The following is a 12,608-nucleotide window of genomic DNA, read 5'->3' as shown; positions in this document are numbered from 1 at the left end:
AAAATCTACTTTCTAAATAAAAAGATCACTCTATATAAAGCAAGATTTTTCATTTCGCGTTAACTTTGAAATAAACTTTGTTAAGATTATTTTTATACTTACTTTAGTTGCAAAATTACTTTTTTAAATGTTTTGCCTTCGATTAACAATAAAAAAAGATGAATTTTTAACTCTTGCCCTTTAGCATGCAAATAACCATAAATGAAAATTATTCTAATTTGTAACTTTATCCATAGTTATTTAATTATTATGGTGTTTTAATTTAAAGGTATTTCTATTATGAAGACAATAATTCCTTTAAAGCGTCTTGTTCCAGCGCTCATTATAGGTCCTGCTACGTGGTTAGGTCCATATATTGCAGCTGCTAGTTTATTTATTCCTGGATTGATTCAACAGCTTGATCCCAAACATAAAGTGGAATTGCTCGCATTATTTTCAGTTTGTGCCATGATCGTAGGCTCTGTTTCAAATATTACAGCAGGTTACTTATCCGATAGAACGCGATCACGATTTGGAAAGCGAGCACCTTGGATAATGTGTGGTGCGATTACATTCATGACAGCTATGGGTGTTGCATCGACATCAAATACAATTCCTTTTTTACTGATAAGTTGGGTGCTAGCTCAAATTGGATTGAATTTTATTGTGGCTCCTATGGTTGCATGGATTGACTTTACATGTCCAGAAGGTCGAGGAACCGCATCGAGTGCCTATGGAGGAATTGGTTTTGCTCTCGGAAATAATGGATTCACTATTATTGCCGCTATGTTTTTGAACCAAATAAGATTGGGATTTATTACTTTTGGTATTATTACCTTTATAGGAACGCTTATTGCTGTATTAATTGTTCGAGAACCGTCTAATATCGATGAACCAATAGAAAAAAATCAAAAGAAAAGTTTATCTTTAAAAGACTCTTTAAAAATATTTCCAACGTGGAAAAAAGGAAGAGATTATTATTTAGCTTTTATTGCCAAACTTTCGCAAGGAGTGGGAAATTTCGCTGTTACGGGATACTTGCTGTATATCATAACGGATTTTATGCATAAAAATAATACAGATACACAATCCTCTATTCAGTTAATTAATGGAATCATGTTTGCATTAGGGATTGTAATGGGTTTTACCGTTGGCCCTTTAGCTGACAAATTAAAATTATTAAAAATACCAGTTGCTCTCTCAACTATTTTTTTAGGTATTGGGGCTTTGAGCATGTATTTATTTCCTAATACTATAGGAATTGTTACCTATGGAATAATGGCTGGATTGGGAATGGGCATTTGGAATTCTTTAGATAATTTTTTAAATTTAGAAGTCATACCAGACAAAAATCAAGTTGCTTTTTTCTTAGGAATTTACAACTTAGGTAACACGCTTACTCAAGCTATAGCTCCTGTTATTGCAGCACTCGTAATTTCACAATTTGGCTTTTCTGCAATCTTTATTGTTTCATTTATATTTTCTATGGTAGGAGGTATTTTAATTTTATTCATTAAATCTGTTAAAAAATAAATGTACTATCATTGAATATCAAAATTTAATTTTTCCAAAAATCTGTTAAAATACATATTTTAACAGATTAAAATAATTGAATAATTTTTATTTTTTTTAATTATCATCCAAGGCAATAATTAAAACCCCCCAATCTTGTAAACACAATTTATCGTTATGCTTAACAATGGTATCGTTGAGTAAATCTTTTCCTTTTTTCTCATCAAAAAATACATGAATTGGTTTTTCTGAATAGTTAAAATAAAACCGTAATTTTTGATTTTGACTGTTGATGGCGTTTTTAATAATTAATGGAAAATGATGCGAAGATTTTAGATCGGATAATCGAGGTTTTTGCAAAATATATTGATAAATTTTATGTAAAATAGATGAAGAAATGGAGCACCCAACATATATTGCACGCCCTTTGCCGTAATCATTACAAGTAATGGCAGCGTATTTTCCCCAATAAGGATGATCATAGTTAGCTAGAATTGTTGTTTGATCAAAAGGTTCTAATAATTCCATCCAATCGTGTATTTTACAATCACACTCATTAAAATCAAGAACATCCGACATTAAATTGACATCATTAGGCTCAACAAATAATTGATAAGTTACACCACAAGCTTCAGATATAATTCCAGGCTGGATCTTAGTTCTAACTTTCATATATTCGTCAGAGAAACCTGATTTGAACGAGTAAATAACGTTACCACCCTTGGCAACATATTGATTTAATTTCTCTAATTGCTCATTACTTGCTGTATAAAGAAGCGGGACTATTAAAAGATCATATTCAAAAATAGAATTATCATCGATAGGTAAAATATCTACCTCAATGTTCATTTTATATAAGGTATCGTAATATAATCTAAAAACATCATTATATTGATGAAGGAAATTCCTATCAAACTGATGTCCTTTATAAGGATGCCAATCAATAGCGCTAAGGCATTCATTACTTACAATAAAAACTACCTTGTTACGTTTAGTTAAACTAAGAATATGCGGTGATAGTTTTTTTAGTTCACTTCCAATAGTGCATGCTTCATAATAAACAGGATTGGGACGCAAATCGTGACTCAGTAAACCTTTCCAATATGTTTCAAAAGAATTATGAATCGAATGCCAATGCCAATATCCAATTAAGGCTGCGCCACTGGCAATATGACTATAAGCTTGTAATTTAAGTTGCCCTGGATAAGGAGTCCAATTTTTAAAAGCCTGTGCTTCTGTCTCTAATACTAAATAATTTTTTTTCTTGGTGCTACGCGCAATATCCCCAGCAAATGCAATTTCAATACCCGTTAGCTGATCTTGACTTGGATGATAAATATCAACACCAGTAATATCCACTGCTTTTGAACTATCAAAATGATTAACCTCAGCATTAACTCCGTATGACCAGGTCCTCCACTCAAAATCAAAATTATGGGTAATAAATTGACGCGGTAATGTATATTCTTTAACAATATTAGCTTGCCATTGTAAAAAATTAGTCACTAATTTTCTTTGAAATTTCTGAAATTCACACCCCAAACTTGCGTTAATAGTTCCAATCACTGAGGGAAAATCTTCCCAAGTATCAACACGGTTACTCCAATAATCTAAACCATAACACTCATTTAATTTGTTTAAGTCCCCATTAAATTTTTTCTTTAAATATTTAACGAATTCAATTTGAACATTATCACCACAGCTATCGTAATATTTTGTTTCGTTATCAATTTGGAATCCAATAACTGCGGGATGACTTGCTACTGCAACCATTAAATTACGTATAATTCTCTCGGAATAGAAAAGATAGACTGGATGGGTAATATCCATTTTTTGGCGATGCCCATATTTGTTGCGCCCATTGGGTGTGACCGCCATAACATCAGGATATTTTTTAGCAAGCCATGCAGGAATAGCATAGGTTGGGGTGCCAATGATGACATCAATTTTATGCTTATGCATTTTATCCAAAACGATAAGGATTGAACTGAAATCAAAATGACCTTCTTGGGGTTCATATGTACTCCACGTACTTTCTGCAATCCTAACGTAATTAACTCCTGCATCAAGCATTAATTTTATATCTTCATCTAGTCTTTCTACAGGCAAATACTCTCTATAATATGCAACACCGTAATAAATTTTATCCATAATATTTCCTTTAATATAGAGATTTATATTATAATTACTTTTATATTTTAAAAAAATGTTATTAAAAATAAACAAATATTGATTTCATAAAAAATGAAAAAAAACAATCCTAAGAATTTGTCACAAATTTATAATAGATTTTAATTTCTTAGAAAAATAAGATCTATTAATGAGCAAGAAAATTATTAATTTTAAAAAAATTTTTATGGGGTTGGTTTATTTAGCTGTCCATTTTATTTTTTAACTACAATTTTTATAGTTAAAATCTAGTCCTATACCGTTCAATTTTTTTCTTGCGGTGTAAAAAAGAAAAGCTTAAAGCATTAACTTTTAGAAATGACTTTGCTTAATTTGAAAAATCATTTTACACACACCTTCAAAAATTTTACGATGCACGTTAACAAGCATAAAAAACTATATTTATGGATCAATTGCTTATTTTCTCTAGGAAATGACGTCTTTCATCCGGTCCAATATAAGCAACAATAAATGGGCAATTTTATTTAAAAAAAATTTAAATAAACGTTGAACTATCTAAAAATTCTTTTCAGCAAGCGATGCAAAATCAACAAAAATTTTATTTCTACCGACAACTCGGTAAAAATATAATAACTCTTCTTTAACTTTAACGTAGGATTCTTTAATACTAACGATACTACAACAAGATTTTTTATCTTCTTAAATAGTCATGTTGTAAAAAATTCAAGCGTTTAGAAGTGTTTTGACAAAATTTGTAGTACATTTTTTAACAATTTTTAGTTTTAATCACTCAAAAAGTCGAGAAAAAAAATTCTTTTAATAATTCATATAAATGTAACTTCATTTGAATAAAAAAATCAAATTTCTAGGCTCTAAAAACTACCTTCTCATGCATTTAAAGTGGGCATACTTGCTTACTCTATAGAAAATAGACTCTTGGTGTTTATAATAATGTTTACTAACCTTTAAGTTTAGTCATAACTCAAAGGAAATCATTATAAAGAGTATAATATGTCCATTTAATTTTAAAAAAATGTTTTACTGGCACTAAGAATTTTATTGTTATCAATACCTAGTTATCCATATTCATTAACAATAACGGCATATTTTTTTTATATGGTTCATAATATTATAAAAAGGTAAATTTCTTTAATCCACTAAAATTAAAAAATAACCGTGACTAAAATTTTATTGCTCACGTCTGTCCTTATCAGGATTTACTTATTTTACCATCCATTGCAGAACATGCTTGATAGTCTTGACTATAAGAAAGACCTAAGCCAAGAATTAAAAAAAACCAACCTCCTAGGGGCATATTAGTAAAATTACTTGTAGAAGCTAGAGGCCATTCATGAATAAATACAGCGGCAAACAAGCCAACACGCCAAAATCTATCCCAAGGATGATCTATATAAACTATTGAATCCTCCAACCCCTGCGCAAGTTTTTTTAGCCAAGAAAAAATTAACAAAATAAAAAGACTTAAGCCAGGAACTCCACTATCGACCAAAGCTTGTAGATAATGATTATGTGGATGCGTTAAACAAACGGCTAAACCGCCTCCATCGAAATTGGTTAACTTCAAATAAAACAAGCCATGAAAATATATAGACTCTGTACAAGCATGTTTAAACGCATCATACCCTAATCCCAGCCAAGGATTCATTATACCCATTACCAACGCACGTACATAAACAAGTCCATAAGCACTCATTGTAAAATGTGACATTTGTTCAATAAAACGTACTACGAGATGATGAAAACTACCTGGAGAAATAAAAGCTATTATCATTAAAACAAAAGGAATAAGAATGATTAAAGTTAAGGCTAGAATTCTTAAAGGACGTATCCAAATACTAGAAACAATTAATCCTAAAATAAACAATAAGAAAGGCATACGCTGGCCTGCAAGGGCAAGAATAACAATAGCAAACAATAAAATGAAAAATGCACAAACTTGCTTTAGGCCACCCTTGGCATATACAAAAAGATAAGAACATATGTACAAAGTAATAGGTAAAAATATTCTCGACAAAGGAGCAGCAGCCCTGGGTCGAGTATAAGGCCCTGTTAACGTACCATCAATATACCTAGGCGAACCAAAAAAGTTAAAACCAAAGATAAATTGGAACAACAACTGAGTTACAATATAAAGAGCACATAAAATGATAATAACTCTTAGCCAATCTCGAAAAATTTTCTCGTTCAAAACCCAATATTGTAAAGCAGCGACAAAGAAAATAAAACGTATAACTGCAATGGCTTCAAATACATTACCTCCTTCTCTTGTAAAAAGATAAGTTTTGACAGGTATAGTACAAAGAACCAACCAACTCCACCAAATAAAGGCAATAATTACCCAAAACTGCTTAACCCACTGCCAATCTTTATTAAAAATAGCATGAACAACAAAAATCATCGCCACATTACTGATAAAAAAATCAGCAACACCACGAAAATGTGTCAAAAAAAACGGTAAAATTAATACTGAAAATAAACTGGATGCAAAAAAAAACCTATCTAATTTGTCCATACAATTAAGTACTCCTAACCATTGTTTTTGATAACAAACTCAAACGTTTTCTATGATTGCAGAGTAGGTTTTGAATATTAACATGTGAGAATTGAGAAGCTCTTTTTAAAGCTTTTTTGGATAGTTGTTCTTGCTTTTTCTTATCATAAATTAAATTTAATAGTGTTTTATATAAAGCTTCTTCATTTTCTGATTCTACAACAATTCCACCCTTGCCCACCACCCACGGTAATGCTCCGGAACAAGTAACGATTAAAGGGGTTCCACATGCCATAGCCTCCAACGCTGTCATACCAAAAGGCTCTGCCCAACGACTTGGTACAATAATAAGAGAAGCCTGTGCCATTTTTTCTAATACTTTGTTATGAGACAAATAACCGGTAAATTTAATGCTCGACGGTGTAAGGGACTCACGCAATGTTTTAATAAAAGGCGTTTCCTTACTCGAATATGTAAAACGGTCCGCACCGACTAATTCGATACTCCATTTAGAATCATGCTCTATTAACCTTTGGCCAATTTTTACAAAAATATCGGCACCCTTATCCGCAACGACACGACCAACGAAAAGAATTGTTTTTTCCCTTTCAAAAATACTGCGAAACGGTGGAATTTCTGTTAAGTCCAAGGAATTAGGAATGAGGGTTACCATACCCTGAACGTTATTTTTCAAAAAACGATTTTTTAGCCAAGGCGAAACTGCTACAATATCGACGTTATTAATAAGACATTGTCTTTGTTTCCTTTTTTTCGTTCCGCCTAACTCTAGAGGATCATTATGAAGTATTAGCGTTACAGGTATCCTAGGAAAAATTTTAGAAATAGATCGCGCCATTCGAGGGCAATTATGAATTTCTACTATCGTTGGATTCAAATGTTTTATTCTATTAATTACACCCTTTTGATAATCTCTATTTTTATTAAAACGCGATAACCAAGTTTGTTTTATTCCATAATATTGGTCTTTTAAATAAGGTGTATCTTTACAAAATCGGCCAATAATAATGTCATTTCTCTGCGCCAACCGTTTTACAAGTAATCCGATAGCACCAATACCTGCCGACGAAAAACCTTCTTTAAGAGGTAAAACAGTCACAATGCGCATAAATTTATCTAACACACATTTAAATTTAATGATTTAATTTTTTTGAGCTTCATTAATAAACGTAGGATAAATATAGATTAGATAATCTGGCAACACATTATTTATAACATTATAATTACGTAGAAAAAGACCTACTTTATCAAGGTAGGAGGGTAAAATACGATTTATCAATAGATATTGACTTTTTTGACTTAAATATTCCTGGCCATTCAAGATTGTCAAAATATCTGTCGGAGAAGCTTTTAAAAAAGAAGCGGTGGCTTTAATTACTTTAGAATTAGCTACAAAGTCAGATTGATGCAATTTAAAACGCTGCTGATTTTTTAATATCGCGTCGACGAACGATTGTACCATCTGGGGTTTATCAGCTACTGTATTATCCATTGAAATCCAGAATACATAGGTTGGATTACCTTTATCAGCAAGTTCTTTTGAAGTTACAAGAATAACACCTGTTTTTTTAAGATTAATGAAAGACATTCCCTCAACGAATGCAGCATCAAGTTGATTTTTTTTCCAAGCCTCTTCTATTTCGCGAGGGGTCATGTTAATCAATTGAACTTGATCAAGGTTTATATTATAATTTTTTAAAACTTCAAGCAAACTGTAGTGAGCGTTACTCAGAAAGGGTACTCCTATTTTTTTTCCTTTCAAAAAAGATATTTGGTCTATGTGATTTCTTTTTTGAACTAATAGACCACTTTCACTACCATCTTGATAATCCACAGCAATAATGCGCACTTGTACCCCTGCCGTCACGGCTGACATTAAGGTAATCATGTTTACAGGCGCGAAATCGATTTTTTCTATAGAAAGATCGTGAATCATTTTAAATTCATCGTCGTATTCTAACCAATTGATACGATCACCGGTAATTTTACGAAAAACATCATTCGTTTGAGCCAGCTTGGCAACATCAATATTTTGTTGCCAAGCAATGCGAATTTCAGCATTCGCGGGTAAAATTACTAAATATGAAAAAAATAAGAAAAGTATAACAATACAAAGAATACGAAAATAATTTTCTAAAAAGCTTTTAACTAACAACCTGAATTGTCTCCATTTTTGGGCAAAGCATTAAAATATTAACAGTTTAATACAAAAAAAATTAAAATGTATAGAATTAAACTTTTACAACAATTTCACTATATATTTAATTATTTGCCGTAATAAAACCCCCGCCTAATACACGAGTACCTTGATAAAAAACACACGCTTGTCCAGGTGCAGGATGAGCATAATCCTCTAATTTAACCGTCACTTGTTTGTTATCTTTTGTGATTAATGTTGCTGAACGTTCTTTTTCCCGCGCTCTAATTTGAACTTTACATTTTAATTCTGAAGGGATCTTAGGAATCAACCAATTTACATCTCTTAGGATAAATTGATTGCATCCTGTAATCTTTTTGGGACCAATAATTACTCTGCGTGTTTTAGAATCGATTTTTAACACCATTTGCTTTTGACCGTTTATCATCGCAAGATTACCTAAACGTTTGGTTTGTCCCACTGTATAATAGGCAATACCTTCATGCCGACCAAGAATCATACCTTGCTCATTAACAATATCACCAGGGGAAATACCCATAGGGGCTATTTTTTCTACAATTTTTACATAAGATTTATCAAGGACGAAGCATAAATCTTGACTATCTGACTTTTGCGCCACTGATAAACCGAATCTTGATGCCTCATCGCGAACCGCTTCTTTGTTAGGCATATCTCCCAAAGGGAAACGTAAAAATTCTAATTGCTCAGATGTAGTTGCAAATAAAAACCACGTTTGATCCCGACTTAAGTCGATGGGACGATGAAGTTCAATATTATTATTTTTTTCAACTCGACGAACATAATGACCTGTTGCCATGGCATCGGCGCCTAGGTCCCTAGCCAATTTTAATAAATCTGTAAATTTTACACCTTGGTTACACGCTATACAAGGAACAGGGGTTTCACCTCTAGTATATGCTAAAGCAAATTGCTCAATAACGGATTTTTGAAAACGCTCTTCTGCATTAATAACGTAATGAGGTATACCAAGATGATCTGCTACCCTACGAGCATCTCTTATGTCTTTACCTGCACAACAAGCGCCCTTTTTGATATTTCCCCGAGCATCATAAAGCTGAAGCGTTGCACCAAAAACTTCGTGCCCTTGCTCTTTCAAAAGGGCAGCGCTTACAGAACTATCTACCCCTCCTGACATCGCTACCATTATCCGCATGGATTAAGACTGCTTAGGTAAGTGAATGACTATGCCATCCAATTCCTCACTCATAATGATTTGACAACCCAAACGCGATGTTTTTTCTAAACCAAAAGCTAAGTCTAACATGTCCTCTTCTTCTTCGCTCGCTGGACCTAGTTTAGACCACCACTCATCATCTACAATGACATGACAAGTGGCACAAGCAAGTGAGCCTTCACACGCACCTTCAAGTTCAATGTCATTTTGATGAGCAATTTCTAATATTGATAGCCCAACAGGAGCATCCACTTCACGTCTTACACCATCATGTTCAATAAAAATTACTCGAGGCATTTCTTTTTATACTCCGCACTAAATAAATTATAATACTGTCATAGCATCAAGCCAGGCTTGAGATAAAGAATGAATTGTCTGTTGAACTTCTTTTAATGTTGTCATGCGTCCAAACGACAATCGTATACTTCGAAATGCTTCTTCATCCGATAACGCCATGGCTTTTAAAACATAAGAAGGTGCTAAGGAAGATTCGCTACACGCAGAACTGGAGGATAAGCACAAATTACATACCCGCTTAAACAATTCTGAAGCTTTTAATTGAGGTAGACGTAAATTGACACATCCAGGAAGGCAATGCTCCTGCGAACCGTTAATGTTTAGATGAGGTATATTTTTATATAAGTTTTGCAAAAGCATTCGTTTGAAATCGGCTAACCTTTGAATTTCTTCTATACCTTCCTCAATCAAGATTTTACACGCTTCTCCTAACCCAACAATTAAGGGCACCGCAAGCGTACCAGATCGTAAGCCTCTTTCTTGTCCCCCCCCATAAAACAAAGGAAGCAACCTCATACGAGGTTTTCGTCTTAAAAATAAAGCACCTATGCCCTTTGGGCCATATATTTTATGCCCAGATATGGAGGCCATATCAATATCCAATGCCTTCATGGACAAGTGATAAGCTAACTTTCCAACACTTTGAGCAATATCGCAATGATAAATCGCTCCGTAACGATGACTAAGAGAAGCTATTTCTTTTACAGATTGTATAACCCCTGTTTCATTATTAGCCATCATAATGCTCACGAGTAATGTTGGCTGCTTTAAGGCATTTTCTAACCTATTTAAATTAACGAAACCCTCTGAATTAACCGGTAAAACAATAGGGTTAAGTCCTAATTTTACTACCGATTGAACGGTTTCCAAAACGCTTTTATGCTCAGTCGCAAGAGTAATAACTTGTTTTGCTTGATTTCCTTGACTTAGTAAATAGGCAACCGCCCCTTGGATTGCTAAATTATTAGATTCTGTGGCACCAGAGGTAAATATAATTTCTTTACTATCAGCATCAATTAAATCAGCAACGTTTTTTCTAGCCTGTTCAACTGCTTGTAACGCAGTCTTACCCATAATGTGCTCAGAATGAGCATTCCCATAGCACGTAGTATAATAAGGTAGCATACTTTTGAAAACACGCTCGTCACAAGGTGTTGTTGCCTGATAATCTAAATATATAAGTTTATCCAAATGCCTTGATCCTAAATTTTTAAATTACAGTTTTAATATAATGCCGATAAACGTCAATAAACCTTGAAATATCTTCTGATTTTATATTCCAAGGCAAAGAAACACGAAGAGCACAGCCCGCCAAATTTTCCAACCCCATTGCTTTTAACACTTGCGATTGTGAAATTTTTCCTGAAGAACAAGCTGACCCTGTTGATACACAAAACCCTGCCATGTCCAACGCCATAAACTGTTTTTGTGCAGGAATGCCTGCAAAAGCAATACAAGACGTGTTATCAAGCCTATTTGCCTCTTCGCCACAGATAACTGCCCCAAGCTTTTTCATCTGTATTTCGATTTCATCTCGCATCAATGCAATATCTTTTCTATGATTGTTACAAGCTTCTTTAGCCGCAACAGCCATACCTACTATAGTGGGCAGCCCTTGTGTCCCTCCTCTCCTGTTTTGTTCTTGTCCGCCTCCAGCAAAAAGTGGATTCAACACGCTCACAGCGTTGTGATCTCTAGAGTTAAGCAATAATAAGCCTGCTCCTTTAGCCCCCCCCATTTTATGAGCCGAAAAAGCTATACTATCTGCACCCAAATGTTCTAAATTAACAGGAATGCGACCAGCCGCTTGTACTGCATCGACATGCAACAAAGCACCATAACGCTGACACAACTCAGAAACTTTTTGAATAGGATGGATAACACCCGTTTCGTTGTTCGCGTACATCAAACAAACTAAGGGAGCTATAGGGGTATTTTGCAAAGCATTTTCAAAATAAGCTAAATCAATAACCCCTTTGTCGTTCACTGGCAAAACGAATTTAGAATGACTAATATTTAAAATAGCAGGATGTTCTGTTGCTCCTACCCAAAGTGGTCTTTGATGTATTTGACCATGAACAGCTAAAACATCAGCTTCTGTACCACCAGACGTAAAAATACAATTTTGGACGCTACCACCAAAACATGATACTAGTGTTTCACGTGCGTCTTCCAACAAATGATAACATTTTCTTCCCAACGTATGTACCGAAGAAGGGTTGCCTGTTACCTTCAATGCAGTGATGATTGCCTGCATTGCACTTTCACGTATGGGTTCACTGGCATTCGCATCTAGGTAAACAAGAGGTTTTGCGTTTTGCATTAAAAAATACCATTATTTCGAAAATAAAGTTAATCGGCAAGCCATTTCATGATATAATTATTCGTAATTCAATCATTGTCGAATATATCTTAGAATATACATGTAATAATAAATAAAATTAAAAAAAGCTTAACTGTTCCATAATTTTAAAACGAAAGTAAATTTTAAGCCAAATATTAACGATTATTTATAATTTTTTTTAAAAACCCTTTTACTTTACATAAAATCGTTTTATAGAGATAACCTCTATAAACCTATCAAATTGTTAATTTAGAACCTGTCCTAGAACAGTAAACCCTATCAGTTTAGATATATACACGGATAACTATATGCCAGAGGTAATGTTTGCAGGTCCTGTCGGCCGTCTTGAGGGACGCTATCATCATTCACACCAACCCAAAGCCCCCCTTGCCTTAATTCTTCATCCTCATCCTTTACAAGGTGGAACGATGAATAATCGAATTACGTATACAATGTATCAAGC

General features: G+C 33.6%; 9 protein-coding genes and 1 pseudogene. 2 read left to right on the top strand and 8 right to left on the bottom strand.

Annotated features, from left to right (window positions below; genetic code table 11):
• The first annotated feature begins 279 nt into the window (after positions 1–279).
• Positions 280–1,512, top strand: a complete 1,233-nt coding sequence (locus AABE15_RS07300; RefSeq protein WP_338330631.1) for an MFS transporter — start codon at positions 280–282, stop codon at positions 1,510–1,512.
• A gap of 96 nt (positions 1,513–1,608) precedes the next feature.
• Here AABE15_RS07300 and AABE15_RS07295 read toward each other — a convergent pair whose 3' ends face one another.
• The 8 genes from AABE15_RS07295 to AABE15_RS07260 form a co-directional block, all read right to left on the bottom strand.
• Complete coding sequence (locus tag AABE15_RS07295) at positions 1,609–3,717, bottom strand: beta-galactosidase (protein WP_338330630.1); 2,109 nt, start codon at positions 3,715–3,717, stop codon at positions 1,609–1,611.
• 1,114 nt (positions 3,718–4,831) lie between these two features.
• A complete protein-coding gene (locus AABE15_RS07290) occupies positions 4,832–6,154 on the bottom strand; it encodes an O-antigen ligase family protein (RefSeq protein ID WP_338330629.1) in 1,323 nt (440 codons plus the stop codon).
• Positions 6,155–6,158: 4 nt separating this feature from the next.
• Positions 6,159–7,259 carry a glycosyltransferase family 4 protein gene (locus tag AABE15_RS07285; RefSeq protein WP_338330628.1) on the bottom strand — a complete coding sequence of 367 codons (1,101 nt, stop codon included), beginning with the start codon at positions 7,257–7,259 and terminating at the stop codon, positions 6,159–6,161.
• A 33-nt stretch (positions 7,260–7,292) separates the two neighbouring features.
• A complete protein-coding gene (locus AABE15_RS07280) occupies positions 7,293–8,306 on the bottom strand; it encodes an ABC transporter substrate-binding protein (protein ID WP_338330627.1) in 1,014 nt (337 codons plus the stop codon).
• Between the two features lie 106 nt (positions 8,307–8,412).
• On the bottom strand, positions 8,413–9,483 hold the full coding sequence (gene mnmA / locus AABE15_RS07275) for a tRNA 2-thiouridine(34) synthase MnmA (RefSeq protein WP_338330626.1): 1,071 nt from the start codon (positions 9,481–9,483) through the stop codon (positions 8,413–8,415).
• Positions 9,484–9,486: 3 nt separating this feature from the next.
• Positions 9,487–9,801, bottom strand: a complete 315-nt coding sequence (locus AABE15_RS07270) for a ferredoxin family 2Fe-2S iron-sulfur cluster binding protein (protein WP_338330625.1) — start codon at positions 9,799–9,801, stop codon at positions 9,487–9,489.
• A 27-nt stretch (positions 9,802–9,828) separates the two neighbouring features.
• Positions 9,829–10,992 carry a cysteine desulfurase family protein gene (locus AABE15_RS07265; protein ID WP_338330624.1) on the bottom strand — a complete coding sequence of 388 codons (1,164 nt, stop codon included), beginning with the start codon at positions 10,990–10,992 and terminating at the stop codon, positions 9,829–9,831.
• A gap of 19 nt (positions 10,993–11,011) precedes the next feature.
• Positions 11,012–12,124 (bottom strand): cysteine desulfurase family protein, encoded by a 1,113-nt coding sequence (locus tag AABE15_RS07260; protein WP_338330623.1) that lies wholly within the window; start codon positions 12,122–12,124, stop codon positions 11,012–11,014.
• Between the two features lie 329 nt (positions 12,125–12,453).
• Between AABE15_RS07260 and AABE15_RS07255 the strand changes: the two are divergent.
• A pseudogene (locus AABE15_RS07255) lies at positions 12,454–12,608 on the top strand (alpha/beta hydrolase); the annotation flags it as partial.

It is taken from the genome of Commensalibacter sp. Nvir, assembly GCF_963921845.1.
GTDB lineage: Bacteria > Pseudomonadota > Alphaproteobacteria > Acetobacterales > Acetobacteraceae > Commensalibacter.
Note: the sequence above shows the minus strand (reverse complement) of the source record. Positions and strands in the feature narration are given on the sequence as shown.

Excerpts from the sequence above, each read along its gene's own strand:
- AABE15_RS07285 (WP_338330628.1), bottom strand. The coding sequence starts at position 7,259 with ATGCGCATTGTGACTGTTTTACCTCTTAAAGAAGGTTTTTCGTCGGCA.
- AABE15_RS07290 (WP_338330629.1), bottom strand. The coding sequence starts at position 6,154 with ATGGACAAATTAGATAGGTTTTTTTTTGCATCCAGTTTATTTTCAGTA.
- mnmA (WP_338330626.1), bottom strand. The coding sequence starts at position 9,483 with ATGCGGATAATGGTAGCGATGTCAGGAGGGGTAGATAGTTCTGTAAGC.
- AABE15_RS07270 (WP_338330625.1), bottom strand. The coding sequence starts at position 9,801 with ATGCCTCGAGTAATTTTTATTGAACATGATGGTGTAAGACGTGAAGTG.
- AABE15_RS07260 (WP_338330623.1), bottom strand. The coding sequence starts at position 12,124 with ATGCAAAACGCAAAACCTCTTGTTTACCTAGATGCGAATGCCAGTGAA.
- AABE15_RS07300 (WP_338330631.1), top strand. The coding sequence starts at position 280 with ATGAAGACAATAATTCCTTTAAAGCGTCTTGTTCCAGCGCTCATTATA.